The following is a 15,420-nucleotide window of genomic DNA, read 5'->3' as shown; positions in this document are numbered from 1 at the left end:
CTGGGAATAGGCATGGCTGAAATGTCAAAGTTAGATTCTCTCGCGACTTCTGATGCTTTGGCGTCGCAACGTTGCGTCATGCTTTCAGTGATGCTGGGTACAGGTACAGTAAGTATTAATAACAGCAGTTTTAATCCTGCTATTCCTCAACTGATGCAAGATTTCCAAATTGCTGAAGCAACGGTCAGTTGGGTCATGGTAATTTTCCTTTTGACCATGAGTCTAAGCTTGCTGCTGACAGGTTTTATCAGCCAACGTTGGGGCAAGCGTCGTGTGTATTTAGCTGCATTAAGTCTTTTTATGTTGAGCTCGATGTTCGGGGCTTTCGCTTCGCAATTTGAGACCGTGTTAACGGTCCGAGCCTTACAAGGGTTTGCCAGTGGACTGATGATTCCGTTGTCATTGGGAATTATTTTTTCAGTTACGCCGAAAGAACAGAGGGGTGCCGCAACGGGGCTATGGGGAGCAATGATTATGCTGACCTTAGCCTGTGGTCCAATGTTAGGTGCATTGATGCTCGCTGTATCCAGTTGGCATGTCTTATTTTTGTTGAATGTACCATTGGCAATTATTGCTTTAATTGTGGGGTGGTTTTATTTGCCTCGGCAACCTGCTATCCAAAATTTAAAATTTGACTGGCTTGGTTTTGGATTATTGTCAATTTTCATTATTTGCTTCGTGTTGGCTTTAAGTCTTATTCAACAATTGCAGGATGTCTATCAGCCTACGTTCTGGTGGTTATTGGGACTGAGTGGTTTTGCAGGGTTTGGCTTTTTTTGGGCTAGCCGAAAAAAGCCAGATGCCATTATTACTTGGTCTTTATTTCAGAGTCGTGAGTTTAATTACAGTTTGATGTTATCGGTTGTGCATACCATCGGCTTATTTTTGAGCTTATTTTTGATTCCTTTACTCATTCAAAATAGTTTGCAGTTAAGTCCACTTTGGTCAGGGCTATTACTCATGAGTAGTGCCTTAACCACCAGCTTGTGTAGTAAACGTGCTGGTCGCTATCTAGATCAGCATGGGGCAAAACGGCTGTTAAGTGTGGGTATCGTGCTGACCGCAATATCCTTTGTCGGCTTAGGGTTGGCAGCTAATCACTCTATCGTCTTATTAATGCTCTGCATGGTGATGCACGGTTTGGGGTTCGGCTTGTCTTATATGCCCGCGACCACAGCAGGACTGAATCACTTACCCAATCCAGAACTTGTGACACATGGTGCGGCTGTAAATAACTTATTGCGTAGGCTTTGCGCTGCAATTGCAGTTGTGATTGCCGCACTTTATTTGCAAATACAGACGCAAAATTTCTTAGGAAGTCATGAACTGGTCATCGTACAAAGGCAAGTCATTCAAGAGCTATTTTTCTTCTGCGCCTGCATAACGCTCTTGGCCCTGCCTTTTGCATGGAAGTTTCCAAATCAAAAACAGCAACATATACACATTTAAAATTTAATATGAAGGAATCGGTTATGGGTCATTTACATCCCACATTAACGCACAAAAACAATGCCTCTTATGTCGCGACTTTAGCTTGGCAACAACCCGATCAAACTGCAATCAACAAAGTGGAACAACGTGTCATCAAACAATTGCTTCAGGCTTTAATTTTTGAAGAAGTGATTGATGCAAAATTTGAAAAAGATGTATTTATCATCCAAGCGTTAGATCAAAATCAAAAAGAAATTCAGTACCGTGCAGCAGGCAAGCACTATCTGAGCTTTGGTTTAGTCCGTTTGGATGAACAAGAGGTGATTCGTCAAGACCATGCAGGACAACAGTCAGCGGCACAACTGAATCAAGTGATTGAGGAAATTATCCGTGCGATTCCAAATGCAGCTAAATTGGAAGATTTCATTTATGAATTAAAACGGACATTTATTCATGATGTGCAATCACAACACTGTCAAAACCAATTTCAACTTCCTGCGACACAGCACAATTATGATGTTCTAGAAACATATTTAATGGATGGGCATCCTTATCACCCTTGTTACAAGTCACGTGTCGGTTTTAGCTTACAGGACAACCTGAAATATGGGGTGGAATACGCACAACCGATCCACTTGGTATGGTTAGCCATCCATCATTCCTTGCTCTCAGAAAATGCTTCAAAGTCTATTCATGCGGAACAGTTTTTACAGCAACAACTAACTGAGCAAGATCAAGCGCTGTTTGCTCAAACTTTGAGTGCTCAGGATTTAAATACCAGCGAATATACATGGCTACCCGTACATCCTTGGCAGTGGGAAAATACGCTGGTTCATACCTTCTTTGAAGAAATTGCGAAACAAAAAATTGTCTATTTAGGTCACGGAAGTGATGCGTACATAGCGCAACAGTCCTTAAGAACTTTGACCAATTTACAGCATCCAGAAAAGCCCTATATTAAACTTGCAATGAGTTTAACCAATACTTCCAGTTCACGAATTTTAGCTGCACATGCCGCAATGAATGGTCCGTTAATTACGGACTGGCTACAGCGTTTAATCGAAAATAGTGAACTGGCAAAGTCCTTAGATTTTGCAATTTTAAGAGAAGTTCATGCGACTGCGGTCAATTTTACCAAATTACCTGCGTCACATGCCAAACAAGCCTATGGCACGATTGGGAGTTTATGGCGTGAAAGTGTTCACGCTTACTTAAAGCCAGAAGAAGATGCGATTCCGCTTAATGGTGTTAGTCATGTTCAACGTGATGGGCAGTTGCTTATTCAACCGTGGCTAGAAAAATATGGTACGGAAGCGTGGCTTACACAATTCCTTTCTGTGGTGATACAACCAATTTTATTTCTATTACATGCAGAAGGTATTGGCTCGGAATCGCATGGTCAAAATATTATTTTAGTGCATAAAAATGGCTGGCCTACGCGGATTATTTTGAAAGATTTTCACGATGGTGTTCGCTTTAGTCCAGAACATTTAACTCATCCTCATGAATATCCTCAATTACATGCCTTACCCGCAGAACATGCAAAAGCCAATCGCATGTCATTCATTTTGACTGATGATTTAAATGCCGTACGAGATTTTAGTTGTGCCTGCCTATTTTTCGTGGCTTTAAGCGATATTGCGATGACATTACAGCAGAAAATTAATTTTCCTGAACAACAATTTTGGCAAATTGCGGCCAACATTATTCATCATTTCCAACAACAAAATCCTGAACATCAAAATAGATATGAAAAATTTGATGTGTTTGCTGCGCAGTTCTGCATTGAATCTTTAACCAAAAGACGTCTGTTTGGAGATGGCGAGGTACAACTTCGTCTGATGAACAATCCACTTTATCAGTTCCGCAAACCAACTGCTCAAGAGGGTTAAAGATGAATACGATGTTGTTTTCACCGACCGTAACGACCCAAATGATTTTGGTGGATTTGGTGAATAGTTTTTTGGTGGAAGGTTATATTCCAGAGCATGTCATTTTTACTAAGCCACAAGCATTGGCACTGTTAAAAGATCGTTTTGAGCAGAATTTCAATGCTTTGTTCGAGATGTATCTAGATCAAAACTCTTTCGCACTTTTATTTCACTCTGATTTTTCGGAATTTATGGTTCTCCCGTTACAGCAGGCAATTCAACAGGATTGGGTCATTCAACCGCATATGCCTGCTTATCAAGTATGGATTCAAGCAGATCAGAATTATCAATTACGAGCATTAAGCGCATTAGATTTTTTTGATGTGATGCAGCGTTTTGGCTACTTTTCTCACTGTGATACTGCAAAGTTAGAGACATTTAGAGATGATCTGCAACTGACCATGATGCAAAGTCAGCTCACTGCACAGCATCAGATTCGTACCGAAACATGGGGTTTAGATTGTCCTGCCGAATTGTTTATTCAACTTGAACAATATGCAGGACTCAGGGATCGTCCATATCATCCGCTGGCCAAATTAAAAGATGGTTTTTCGGCAGAGGAGTATCTGCAATTTAGCCCAGAGTTTTCCCAGCCTATTCCTTTGCGTTGGGTCGCGGTTAAAACAGAAAAACTGGTCTATGGGCAGGCGGTAACGCAGATTGAAACCCAGCAACCCGCTAAAATTTTTTTAGATCATGAGCAATATGCTGCCTTGGAGCAGGAATTAAATCAAAAAGAAATCGGTGATGAGTTTCTGGTTTTACCGATGCATATTTGGCAATTTAAGCATATTTTTTCGGAGAAATTTGCTCAAGAACTGCTAGATGGCGTGATGATTCCATTGGAATTTCAATCTACCGAAATGTATGCGAGTTCGTCCTTAAGAAGCTTATTATCAGCCTCAAAACCACAGGACAGTCTAAAGCTGCCTTTGGCCGTGAAGTCTTTGGGTTCACTGCGTTTTTTGCCGATTGTGAAAATGATCAATGGGCAAAAAAACCAAAAGCTGTTGCAAGATGCGAAGAAACTGGATGAGGTTTTAAACACGCGTTTATGGTTATGTGATGAAAATCAGTGGTGGGCATATTTACCCCATCAGCCTGAAAATTTAACTCCAGATAATTTGACCTTATTTGATGAGCAGCCCATGCATTTAGCGGTACAACGGCGCCGTATTCCTGCTGAACTCTTACAACAGCCTTACCAAATTATTCCAATGGCCAGTTTAGGACAATGTTTAGCGGGAGAAATATATCCATTTGAGTTTATTTTAAAGGCGCAAAAACTTCAGTCGACCAAAGAAAATATCATGGTGACGTTCCAGATGTTGTGTCGAGATTTTTTTGACGTGAATTTAAGGCTCTTCCGTCTGGGGTTAATGGGGGAAATTCATGGTCAGAATATTTGTATTGTTATTAAACAGGGTCAGTTTGCTGGGTTGATGTTGCGTGATCATGACTCATTACGCATTTATTTACCTTGGCTACAACAACAGGGTTTGGAAGATCCGCAGTATTTAAGCCCACATGATTTCAGAATCACGCTTTATCATGATTCGATTGAAGATCTTATTTTGTACCTACAGACCTTAGGGATACAAGTGAATTTAGCCAGCATATTGGAGTCAGTTGCTGAATATTATCAGCTCAATACCTTCGAGTTATGGCAGATTTTGGCTCAAGCGTTGCAGGAGGCTCTAAATGCCGTGCCATTCAGTGATGAAGCCCGTTCAGCCTTACAGCATATTTTATTTGAAAAAGAGCACTGGCCATATAAACAGCTTATTCGCCCTTTACTTGAGCAAGAGAATCGAACTGGAAGTATGCCTAGCCGTATGGGTCAAACCTGTAATTTCGTCAAGAAGTTGCAGACTGCTGAAAAGAATGATTGAACAGGTCAGTATAGCGTGCGTTCCCATATCTCTGTCGTGAATGTTGTCTCAGAGCCTGAATTTGAATCATTGGGTCTTTCTCAAGCCAAGCATATTTTGGCTGAAAGGCTCAATATTCAAATCAATTTGCATATGCACGATGCATGTAGTTTCGCCGATCTATTAGATCCTGAGCAGTGTTTAAAGGTGCTCACTGAATTTTCAACCCGTATACAGGCCGTTAACTTAACCTGTTCAGGTTCAATGTTTATGAAATATTGGGCAGTTCCGCTGTTATTCCCTTATTTATACGCATTATTAACGGAACAGGTGAGTTTGCCTTGGGAATTGTCTGCGCTTTCAGTGCAAATAACATCGACTTGGTATTGGGATCGTCATTTAAATATTAAGCCCACCTCTTTAAAAAAGGATACGTGGTGGACACAACAGCAAACCTATAAAGCAACCATGCTGAGGATTTTTGATGATTTAAGTCAAGTGTTTGAGGTCATCAGTAAAGTCGCAAAAGTACAGAAGTTTTTGCTTTGGGAAAACACAGCGCTCAGAATTTTACAGTTCTATGACCTGATGCAGAAACAAAATGCATCTCAACAGACTTTGATAAAAATTTTGCAGCAACGCCAATTCTTATCAAATTTACCTGCCGAATATTTTGGCTTAAAACAAAATCCATTTCTTTTGTTAGAACAAAAACGAAAGTCAAACAGTGGAACTTACCTAAGGAAAAAGTGCTGTTTTTATTTTCAACTTCCTGAATCCAAACGTGAATATTGCAGCAGTTGCCCTTTAGCTAAAAAGGATCAAGAAAGAGATCAAAGTCCATGTCAGATCAATTAAATCGTTTATTTACACAGTATGCCAATATTGCCAGTTCGACCATTGGGCATGTTTTAGATACGGGTTATTTACCTGAAATTCATGCAGTTAATTCAGTTCAACATGTTGTAGGAAGGGTGCGGACGGTCACTTTAAATTCCATGAATGCCATGCTGCTACGCAATGCACTGTTAGAAAGCAAAGCAGGTGACGTACTGGTGATTGATGCGCGGAAACTGGGTTACCGTGCTTGTTGGGGAGAACAACGTCATCGTGCAGCGATTTACCATGAATTGGCTGCCATCATTGTTCTTGGTGCAGTCACTGATATTTGTGCTTTACGTGCCATGAAAGTTCCCGTATTTGCTCAAGCGGTGAGTTGTTTAACCACCCGAGCAGAAGGAAAAAGTCTGGTCGACTTTGACCAAGATATTCAATATTTTGATTCAATCATTTCAACAGGCGATTTGATCGTTGCTGATGCAGATGGCGTTTTCATTTTAAAACCTGAGGTGGCTGCACTCCATTCAGAAAAATTTCAACATATGGAACTTTTGGAACAACAAAAAAGAGAGCAGTTTTTTAGTCAGCATCCAACTGAACAGTATTATCACAGCATTTAAATATCGGTCTAAGACAAAAAGAAAGGACTTCTATGCAAACATTATCCTCAAGTCTTCCTCATTATTTTTCTTATGCAGAAAAAGGGATTTCCTATGCACTGCGTGCAGTGGTTTTACCTGAAGATTTTCCATTACTTTATAAATGGATGCATACACCTCATGTCATCCCGCAGTGGCAACTGAATAAACCCGAACTAGAGCTGGCTGTTTATTTTGAGAAGATGCTGATTGATGACCATCAACGTTTGTATATTATTCAAATTGAAGGGCAGGATGTGGGCTATTTAGAAATATACGAGGCTAAACGGGATCGGTTGTCCTTATATTATCCTGCATCAGAGCATGATTTAGGGTGGCATATCTTATTGGGCGAAGAAAGTGTGGTGGGAAAAGGACATTTTAAAGCTGTAATGCGCATGATGAGTTATTTTATTTTTGAGCATTCTCCAGCAGAGAAAATTGTAGGGGAGCCTGATGAGAGTGTGAAATCTTATGAATATGTTGCCCATGAGATTGCTTTTGAAGCCCAGAAAAAAATTCATATGTTAGAAAAAACAGCCATTTTATATCATTGTTTTAGAGACAAATTTTATGAGAGGTGCGGAGCATTAGCTCATTCATAGAAAAAAATAATAGGTACCTTAGAAATGTCTTCCATTCGGGAGACATTATTTAGCTTCTATTTTAAACAAAACTTAATCCCACAACTGTATTTAGAAACAGCCCATTAAATCCATCAAAAAATAAAAAATTGGAATAAAAGTTTTTACAATCGTAATAATAATGATTACTATTTGCACTAATATTAACACTTAATACTTGGAAATAAAAAATGCGCTTGTCACACTTTAGCCTTTGCCTGCTTACAACAGCAATTTGTACTCAACTTTATGCAAATGATTCCGTTGCGATAGGGGCTGAAACACAAAATGCCGAAGCGAAGCTCCCCACTCTGGTGATGACGGCAACACGAACACCAAAAAGTATTGCGGAAATTGCGGGGACTGTTCAAACCATTTCAGCAGATGAAATTGCACAACAGGCAGGAACAGGTCGTAAAGTTGCCGATGTTTTAGCGCAACTGGTACCTTCGCTCGCGCCAAGCAGCGGAACAAGCAGTAACTATGGTCAAACCATGCGTGGGCGTAATGTACTGGTGATGATTGATGGGGTATCTCAAACAGGATCTCGAGATGTAGCGCGTCAGCTTAATAGTATTAGCCCGAATATGATTGATCATATTGAAGTGGTTTCGGGCGCGACCAGTATTTATGGTTCTGGAGCAACTGGCGGTATTATTAACATTATTACTAAACGAGCAGATAAATCTGAACCTGTCAGTTTTCAGACCAAGTTGGGTGTAACCGCTGCCGATAATTTCCGTAGTGATAGTTTGGCTTATCAAGTTGGACAGACCGCTTCTTTTGCCACTGACAAAGTAGATGGCTTTCTAGGTGTAGACTATACCAGCCGTGGTTCACAGTTTGATGGTCGAGGAGATCGTATTTCATTAAGCCCGTGGCAGGGCAGCACGATGGATACCGATACCATTGATGTCAATGGACGATTGAATTTTAATCTGACTGATAGCCAAAGTTTAAGTTTTGGTGCGCAATATTATAAAGATGAACAAGATACTGAATATGGTCCTGATTATTCTTATCTACAGACAAAAACAGAACCTTCTTTAAAAGCAATTAAGGGCTGGAGCCTAGACAAGCAACCATTCACCGAACGCTATGCTTTTAATACACAATATCAAAATCAGGATTTTTTAGGACAGATTTTGAATGTAGAAGCCTACTATCGAAATGAAAAATCTAGATTTGTCCCTTATGGTTATTCGAAAGATGGCGTAAGTGTTAAACAAAGTCAGTCCAATGTGGACTATGCGGGGATTCGCTCGACCTTACAATCCGATTTGAAAGTGGCAGATCGTGAGTTAAAACTGACTTATGGTTTGGACTATGACTGGGAAAAAGATCATCAGTGGGCAGACTTTTATCTGCCTAGCAACACAGGTTTGGTTTACACCCCAACAGGCGAAACACAAGGTTCAGGACCAGATACTCAAATTCAGAATATCGGGACTTTTTTACAAGGAGATTATGCTTTAACTGATCGCCTTAACATTCAGGCTGGTGTGCGTTATCAATATGTCCAAGCGGATACCGATAGTTATTTAACAGCACGTAAGCCTTATACCTTAATGGCAGCAGATTCGACAGATTCAGATAAATTTCTGTTCAATTTAGGGACTGTTTACAAACTGACAGATGCACAACAACTTTATGCCAATTTCTCTCAAGGCTATAGTTATCCAGATGTGCAACGCGTATTACGTGATGTCGCAGCATATACCTTAACAACTTCTGGTATTGAGCCAATTACGGTAAATAGCTATGAATTAGGTTGGCGTTTAAATCAAGATTCAGGCTTAAATTTAGGTTTATCAGGCTTTTACAATACCTCAGATAAAGTTGTTCAATTTAACTCTGACCGATCTGTCAATGTAGTCGATACCGATCAACGCATTTATGGTGCAGAAGCCACTGTGAGTTATCCATTTATGGACAACTATAAAATGGGGGGAACTTTGGGTTATACACGTGGTCAGTACAAAGATGCAGCGGATAATTGGCATGAGTTAAATGCTTTTGCAGTTTCACCAATGAAAGGTACGTTATTTGCAGAATGGAGCAATGCTGAAGGTTATGGTGTACGTGCTCAGATATTAGCCATTAAAGGGACAGACAAAGCTTATAAAGATGATCTGGCGTTAAAAGCAGCAGGAATCACAGATAGTAACAGTGCGGCAGAGATTAAAGGCTATACCACCATGGATGTGTTGGCACATTTCCCAGTGGCAAAAGGTCGAGTCGATTTCGGAGTTTATAACGTATGGGATAACCAATATAAAACCGTATTTGCTCAACAAGCTGCGGTGACGAATGCCAATTCACTTTTAGCAATTCCTGCGGAAGGACGAACCTTTGCGCTAAGTTATACTTTTAAATATTGATTTGAATGCAAAAGTGCCCGTAATGATTTATGGGTACTTTCTAAAACATCCGTAGATAATTTGTATGCTTGGATCAAACGTTAAGATCTACAACCAATCCAGCCAACAGATTGAATGATCCAATTGCAGAATTAGCAAAGTTAAAAATAGAGTTGCAACGGGTTACTGAAGAAAGGGACATTCTAAAAAAGCCGCAGTGTACTTCGCAAGTCATTCCGAATGAAGTATGCATTTATTCGAGACAAGCAGTATGTACGGTCTATTGGTTGTTTATGTACAAAAAGATATTTCCAAGGGCTGAACAAGAGCAGTCATGTTTTGATCGCAAAATGGTCGCAAATTTAAAAAGGGGGAGTTTTCTAATATGGCTTTTTTGAATGGGGGGAATTCTGATGAATAATAATTTTATTAAAAATCAAAAAGAAAAAGCGCTTACCTTTCGATAAGCGCCTTTCAAATTTTGGAGCGGGAAACGAGACTCGAACTCGCGACCCCAACCTTGGCAAGGTTGTGCTCTACCAACTGAGCTATTCCCGCAATATGGATGTGCATTATAGAGAGTTTAATTTGACTGTCAACTCTCTACGCATGTGACTGCTGAATTAATCAGCACGTCTCCAAACTGTACCTTGACGTGTATCTTCTAAAACCACACCTTGGTCCAATAATGACTGACGAATGCCATCGGCTTTTGCAAAGTCCTTAGCTTTCTTTGCATCTTGACGTTGTTGAATAAGGTCTTCAATGTCCGCTTCAGATAAACCCAGAACTTCTTGTCCAATATCAGATTTTAAAAAGTCTTCAACATCATGCTGTACGATGCCAAGAATATTGGTCAAATGGCGTAAAGTAGAATAGTAAACAGCAGCTTGTTCAGCATTGTCTTCTTTCACTGAACGGTTCAGTTCTTTGTTAATCTCAAACAACACTGCAATTGCTTCGGCAGTATTGAAATCATCACGCATTGCAGCATTAAAACGTTCAACTAGGTTGCCATCTAAGTGCTCTATAACATTCGTGCCATAAACTTGTTGGTAGGCTTTGAATGAATGATAGAAACGGCTTAATGTAGTTTTAGCTTCTTTTAACGCAACATCCGAGAAGTTGACTGGACTACGATAATGTGAAGACACGATAAAGTAACGAATCACTTCAGGATGGAATTTATCCATTACATCACGGATGGTGAAGAAGTTGCCTAAAGACTTCGACATTTTTTCGCCATCAACGTTAATAAAGCCCACGTGCATCCAATAATTGACATATTGTTCGCCTGTAGATGCTTCGCTTTGTGCAATTTCATTTTCATGGTGAGGGAACATTAAGTCTGAACCACCACCATGGATATCAAAATGGTTGCCTAGGCAGCACGTCGACATAGCAGAACATTCAATATGCCAACCCGGACGGCCATTACCCCATGGTGAAGCCCATGCAGGTTCATTTTCTTTAGCATGTTTCCAAAGCACAAAGTCAAACGGATGTTTTTTCTCAACTTCCACATCAACACGGTCCGATGCACCTGCTTGCATATCTTCCAGTTTACGACCTGAAAGGCGACCATATTTGGCAAATTTTTCTACTTGGAAATATACATCGCCATTGTTTGCAGGGTAGGCAGTACCTTTGTCGACCAAATTGCCAATCATGCTTTGCATTTGGTCAATATATTCTGTCGCGCGCGGTGCTTCATCAGGGTGTAAGCAGCCTAAATTTTCCGCATCTTCATTCATGGCTTGAATAAAGCGATCGGTGAGTGCAGTAATCGTTTCGCCATTTTCATTGGCGCGTTTAATAATTTTGTCGTCAATATCGGTAATGTTACGAACGTATTTGACGTTCCAGCCCTGACTGCGCAAAAAACGAATGATATAGTCGAATGCAACCATCACACGTGCGTGTCCGATATGACAGTAGTCATACACGGTCATGCCGCAGACATACATATCGATATGACCTTCTTTACGTGGTACAAATTCTACTTTTTTACGTTGCTCTGAATTGTAAAGAACAAAAGGCTGCATAGGGCTTACATATTGCGATAACAAAAAGATTTCTCATGATAACGTAAGGTCCATGATTCACAAAGTTTTATACGTTATTTTTATAAGCAAGTGAAAAGTTATACATTTAGAAACGTTGCATTTGCATAGATATGATAAAATTGCGAAAATTATTTTTTACTTGAGACTGGGGTTGATCATTATTTAAATAATGATGAATTGCCCTGAAATCAACTCTTATCGAGTTTAAGGTTGCCAACGTTGAATTTACAAGCCATGCCGAATCCAATCGATTTTCAGAAAGCCGCATTAGAAACTTTGCGCATTGAAGAACAAGCTTTAGGTGTATTAGCAACGCAAATAGATGAGCGTTTCAGTTATGCCTGCGAAATTATCTTGCAGTGCAAAGGGCGCTTAGTGGTAACAGGTATGGGTAAATCAGGGCATATTGGCCGTAAAATGGCGGCTACATTTGCTTCTACAGGCACACCTTCATTCTTCATGCATCCTGGCGAAGCTGGGCATGGCGATTTAGGTATGTTGGTTCGTGGTGATGTACTGATTGCAATTTCAAACTCTGGTAAGAGTGATGAAATTATGATGTTGATGCCATTAATTAAGCACTTGGAAGTTCCTTTAATTACCATCAGTGCGGATGATACTGGCCCAATGCCACAAAATGCCGATGTGGCACTTACTCTTGGCAATATTCAAGAAGCTTGTCCATTAGGTCTTGCGCCAACTTCAAGTACCACAGCAACCTTGGCTTTGGGTGATGCTTTGGCCGTGGCTTTATTGGAAGCACGTGGTTTCACTGCGGATGATTTTGCGCGTTCACATCCAGCTGGTGCTTTAGGTAAACGTCTGTTGTTACATGTAAAACACTTAATGCACACGGGTGCAGAACTACCAAAAGTTGCACCTGAAACGCCAATGAATAAAGTGCTCTATGAAATTTCAAATAAGCGTTTGGGTTTAACCACTGTTGTAGATAGTGAAGATCGTTTATTGGGGATTTTCACTGATGGTGATTTACGCCGTTTAATCGATAAACAGCAAGGTTTCGATGTGAACTTGCCAGTTTCAGAAGTGATGATTCAAAACCCAGCAACGATTTCTCAAGAAGCACGTGCTGTAAAAGCTTTAGAAAAATTACGCGACAAAAAAATCAATCAATTTGTAGTTGTGGATGATGCCAATAAAGTCATTGGTGTAATTAGCATGCATGACTTAATTCAAGCAGGGGTAAATTAATCCATGGCATCTTATGTTTTATTAGAACAAGCACGTCATATTCAAGCGCTCGTATTAGATGTCGATGGTATTTTAAGTGATGGTTTTGTGACTTTAACCAATACAGGGGATGAAATTAAATCCTTTGATATTCGTGATGGTTTAGGCATGAAACTGGTACAAAAGTCTGGCGTGAAAGTGATTATTATTACAGGTCGTAAAAGTAATATCGTTGAAAAGCGTATGTCAGATTTAGGTGTAGACTTGGTTTTTCAAGGGCGTGAAGATAAAGGTGTGGCTTTACGTGAAGCGTGTGCGCAACTCAATCTTTCACCAGATGATTGTTTATATATGGGCGATGATTGGCCTGACCTTTCAGCTTTTGCGATTGCGGGGATGAAAGTCACTGTGCCGAATGGTCATGTTGAAGTGCGTCGTCGCGCTGATTTGGTCACACAAGCGATGGGTGGTCGTGGTGCAGTTCGTGAAGTCTGCGACATGCTGCTCATGGCAAAAGGGACTTACCAAGAGCTACTTGAAAAATTTATTACAATCCCGCATTAATGCTTATATACGTACATAATTGTTTTTAGTGAAGAACCACACTTATGGATACCAAAGTTTTATATATCACGGCGATTGCAATTGCTGCTGTAAGTGGTGGTTATTACTATTACAGTGGTAAAGGGAATAAATTAGAAACTGAATCTGCGCGAAGTATGACCTATTCCGCAGAAAAAATTAATCTAACCCAAACCGATGATGCAGGGAATTTATATATTCGTGCTCAAGTTGATCGACTTGAACAGGATATGCAAAAGCAAACCACTAAACTCGAGAACTTGAACGCTTCAATGTATAAAGACGGCGCTGTAAATGCGACTTTTTTTGCTAAGCAAGCGAACGGTTATGAAGACAATAAAAAAGTTGTTTTGTCTCAGCAGGTGGTTGCTACCAAGTTGCTCGATCAAGGGCAGGGGAAAATGCAGTTTTTAACTGATGAGCTGACGGCATTCCCACAAACCCGTGTAATAGAAACAAACCGTCAAGTGACCGTGCAATCTCCACAAGCAGAGTTTGTCAGTCAGGGGTTAAAAGCCAATTTAAATGATGGTCAATACGAATTTTTTAATATTCGAGGAAAGTATGAACCAAAATCTTAAGTTTCAAGCTTATAAAGCTTTCCTTAAAAAAGCAGTTGTACTTGGTTTAGGAATTATTGCGGCATCTTCTGCTTTTGCAATTCCTTCGGATCGCAATCAGCCCATTTCTTTGGTGGCAGACCGTGCGACTTTTAATGAAAAAACTGGGGTAACCACTTACTCTGGCAATGTGATTATTGAACAAGGCACCATGCGTTTACAAGCAAACTCAATTGTTGCCAATCTGAATCAGAAAAAACAGATCAGTTCAATTACTGCAACGGGAGGACCTGCGCGTTTTCAGCAGCAATTAGATGCCAATAAAGGCTTAGCAAAAGGTCAGGCACAGAAAATTGTTTATAACGCGGACACGGGTATTATTACCATGTCTGGCAGTGCAATGCTGGAGCAAAATGGTGCAAGTATCCGTGGTAATACTTTAAAATACAGCATGAACAAAGGTGATATTGAAGCGACAGGAACACCAAATAGTGCGGGTTCATCGTCTGGTCGTGTACAAATTGTGATTCCGCCTTCAAGTACTAAATCCTTCCCAGGAGCGCGTGATTAATGGATCAGGTTGAGACTGCGACACAAACCCTTTGTATTAAGCACCTCGCGAAGAACTATAGTAAGCGCTGGGTAGTAAAAGACGTTTCCTTTAGCATGCAAAGTGGACAAATTGTAGGTTTGCTGGGTCCAAATGGCGCGGGTAAAACCACCAGCTTCTATATGGTGGTTGGACTGGTGCGCATGGACAAAGGTGAGATTCATCTGGATGATCTAGATATGTCTGACCTAGCCATGCATGAGCGTGCGCGTAAAGGAATTGGTTATTTGCCGCAAGAAGCCTCTATTTTTAGAAAATTGACGATTTCTGAAAATATTATGGCAATTTTAGAGACCCGCAAAGATATCAATAAGCAGCAACGTCAACAGCGTTTGACTGAGTTATTGGCGGATTTTAAAATTACCCATATTAAAGACTCGTTAGGCATGAGTGTTTCGGGTGGTGAGCGCCGTCGTGCAGAAATTGCGCGTGCCTTAGCCGCAGATCCTAAATTTATGCTGTTAGATGAGCCATTTGCAGGAGTCGATCCAATTTCTGTAAATGACATTAAAGACATTATCCGTACACTTAAAGATCGTGGCATTGGTGTGCTAATTACAGACCATAACGTGCGTGAAACATTGGCGATTTGTGAGCGTGCGTATATTGTCAGTGAAGGTGCGGTTATTGCTGAAGGCACACCACAAGAAATTCTAGAAAATGAAACAGTCCGTCAGGTGTATTTGGGCGAAGATTTTACCGTCTAAAATACCAGAG

13 protein-coding genes, 1 tRNA gene and 1 pseudogene are annotated in these 15,420 nt (G+C 40.4%); 13 read left to right on the top strand and 2 right to left on the bottom strand.

Going from position 1 to position 15,420, the window contains the following annotated elements; translation table 11 throughout:
* The first annotated feature begins 12 nt into the window (after positions 1–12).
* The 8 genes and pseudogenes from E0H87_RS01135 to E0H87_RS16320 form a co-directional block, all read left to right on the top strand.
* On the top strand, positions 13–1,449 hold the full coding sequence (locus E0H87_RS01135; protein WP_131321616.1) for a DHA2 family efflux MFS transporter permease subunit: 1,437 nt from the start codon (positions 13–15) through the stop codon (positions 1,447–1,449).
* 23 nt (positions 1,450–1,472) lie between these two features.
* Positions 1,473–3,323 (top strand): IucA/IucC family protein, encoded by a 1,851-nt coding sequence (locus E0H87_RS01130; protein ID WP_131321614.1) that lies wholly within the window; start codon positions 1,473–1,475, stop codon positions 3,321–3,323.
* A gap of 2 nt (positions 3,324–3,325) precedes the next feature.
* Positions 3,326–5,254 (top strand): IucA/IucC family protein, encoded by a 1,929-nt coding sequence (locus E0H87_RS01125; RefSeq protein WP_131321612.1) that lies wholly within the window; start codon positions 3,326–3,328, stop codon positions 5,252–5,254.
* Between the two features lie 15 nt (positions 5,255–5,269).
* Complete coding sequence (locus tag E0H87_RS01120; RefSeq protein ID WP_171458323.1) at positions 5,270–6,091, top strand: (2Fe-2S)-binding protein; 822 nt, start codon at positions 5,270–5,272, stop codon at positions 6,089–6,091.
* Positions 6,076–6,693: an RraA family protein gene (locus tag E0H87_RS01115; RefSeq protein ID WP_131321610.1), complete on the top strand. Its 618-nt coding sequence runs from the start codon at positions 6,076–6,078 to the stop codon at positions 6,691–6,693. The genes E0H87_RS01120 and E0H87_RS01115 overlap by 16 nt, the downstream gene beginning before the upstream one ends.
* Positions 6,694–6,725: 32 nt before the next feature.
* Entirely contained in the window at positions 6,726–7,316 is a 591-nt protein-coding gene (locus E0H87_RS01110; RefSeq protein WP_131321608.1) for a GNAT family N-acetyltransferase, read from the top strand.
* Positions 7,317–7,525: 209 nt separating this feature from the next.
* Positions 7,526–9,715 (top strand): TonB-dependent receptor, encoded by a 2,190-nt coding sequence (locus tag E0H87_RS01105; RefSeq protein WP_131321606.1) that lies wholly within the window; start codon positions 7,526–7,528, stop codon positions 9,713–9,715.
* 116 nt (positions 9,716–9,831) lie between these two features.
* Positions 9,832–9,955, top strand: a pseudogene (locus tag E0H87_RS16320) (IS3 family transposase); the annotation flags it as partial.
* A gap of 221 nt (positions 9,956–10,176) precedes the next feature.
* On the opposite strand, the gene E0H87_RS01100 reads toward E0H87_RS16320, so the two are convergent.
* Together E0H87_RS01100 and cysS are read right to left on the bottom strand one after the other, a co-directional pair.
* Positions 10,177–10,252, bottom strand: a tRNA-Gly gene (locus E0H87_RS01100).
* Positions 10,253–10,317: 65 nt separating this feature from the next.
* On the bottom strand, positions 10,318–11,739 hold the full coding sequence (gene cysS / locus E0H87_RS01095) for a cysteine--tRNA ligase (RefSeq protein ID WP_131321604.1): 1,422 nt from the start codon (positions 11,737–11,739) through the stop codon (positions 10,318–10,320).
* Positions 11,740–11,994: 255 nt separating this feature from the next.
* Here cysS and E0H87_RS01090 point away from each other — a divergent pair, with 255 nt between their 5' ends.
* Genes E0H87_RS01090 through lptB form a run of 5 tightly spaced genes read left to right on the top strand, consistent with a single transcriptional unit; the run spans position 11,995 to position 15,410 of the window.
* Positions 11,995–12,972 (top strand): KpsF/GutQ family sugar-phosphate isomerase, encoded by a 978-nt coding sequence (locus E0H87_RS01090; protein WP_131322482.1) that lies wholly within the window; start codon positions 11,995–11,997, stop codon positions 12,970–12,972.
* 3 nt (positions 12,973–12,975) lie between these two features.
* Complete coding sequence (locus E0H87_RS01085) at positions 12,976–13,515, top strand: KdsC family phosphatase (protein WP_131321602.1); 540 nt, start codon at positions 12,976–12,978, stop codon at positions 13,513–13,515.
* Between the two features lie 44 nt (positions 13,516–13,559).
* On the top strand, positions 13,560–14,114 hold the full coding sequence (lptC, locus tag E0H87_RS01080; RefSeq protein ID WP_131321600.1) for an LPS export ABC transporter periplasmic protein LptC: 555 nt from the start codon (positions 13,560–13,562) through the stop codon (positions 14,112–14,114).
* Positions 14,098–14,664 (top strand): lipopolysaccharide transport periplasmic protein LptA, encoded by a 567-nt coding sequence (gene lptA, locus E0H87_RS01075; protein WP_131321598.1) that lies wholly within the window; start codon positions 14,098–14,100, stop codon positions 14,662–14,664. The genes lptC and lptA overlap by 17 nt, the downstream gene beginning before the upstream one ends.
* Positions 14,664–15,410 carry an LPS export ABC transporter ATP-binding protein gene (gene lptB / locus E0H87_RS01070; protein WP_131321596.1) on the top strand — a complete coding sequence of 249 codons (747 nt, stop codon included), beginning with the start codon at positions 14,664–14,666 and terminating at the stop codon, positions 15,408–15,410. Before lptA ends, lptB begins: the two co-directional genes overlap by 1 nt.
* Positions 15,411–15,420: the final 10 nt, after the last annotated feature.

This window comes from Acinetobacter sp. ANC 4178 (assembly GCF_004331175.1).
GTDB lineage: Bacteria > Pseudomonadota > Gammaproteobacteria > Pseudomonadales > Moraxellaceae > Acinetobacter.
This window is presented reverse-complemented; position numbering and strand designations above follow the sequence as displayed.

Bases quoted from the DNA above. Each gene is read 5' to 3' on its own strand.
- E0H87_RS01135 (WP_131321616.1), top strand. From the start codon at position 13: ATGGCTGAAATGTCAAAGTTAGATTCTCTCGCGACTTCTGATGCTTTG.
- E0H87_RS01130 (WP_131321614.1), top strand. From the start codon at position 1,473: ATGGGTCATTTACATCCCACATTAACGCACAAAAACAATGCCTCTTAT.
- E0H87_RS01125 (WP_131321612.1), top strand. From the start codon at position 3,326: ATGAATACGATGTTGTTTTCACCGACCGTAACGACCCAAATGATTTTG.
- E0H87_RS01115 (WP_131321610.1), top strand. From the start codon at position 6,076: ATGTCAGATCAATTAAATCGTTTATTTACACAGTATGCCAATATTGCC.
- E0H87_RS01110 (WP_131321608.1), top strand. From the start codon at position 6,726: ATGCAAACATTATCCTCAAGTCTTCCTCATTATTTTTCTTATGCAGAA.
- E0H87_RS01105 (WP_131321606.1), top strand. From the start codon at position 7,526: ATGCGCTTGTCACACTTTAGCCTTTGCCTGCTTACAACAGCAATTTGT.
- cysS (WP_131321604.1), bottom strand. From the start codon at position 11,739: ATGCAGCCTTTTGTTCTTTACAATTCAGAGCAACGTAAAAAAGTAGAA.
- E0H87_RS01090 (WP_131322482.1), top strand. From the start codon at position 11,995: ATGCCGAATCCAATCGATTTTCAGAAAGCCGCATTAGAAACTTTGCGC.
- E0H87_RS01085 (WP_131321602.1), top strand. From the start codon at position 12,976: ATGGCATCTTATGTTTTATTAGAACAAGCACGTCATATTCAAGCGCTC.
- lptC (WP_131321600.1), top strand. From the start codon at position 13,560: ATGGATACCAAAGTTTTATATATCACGGCGATTGCAATTGCTGCTGTA.
- lptA (WP_131321598.1), top strand. From the start codon at position 14,098: ATGAACCAAAATCTTAAGTTTCAAGCTTATAAAGCTTTCCTTAAAAAA.
- lptB (WP_131321596.1), top strand. From the start codon at position 14,664: ATGGATCAGGTTGAGACTGCGACACAAACCCTTTGTATTAAGCACCTC.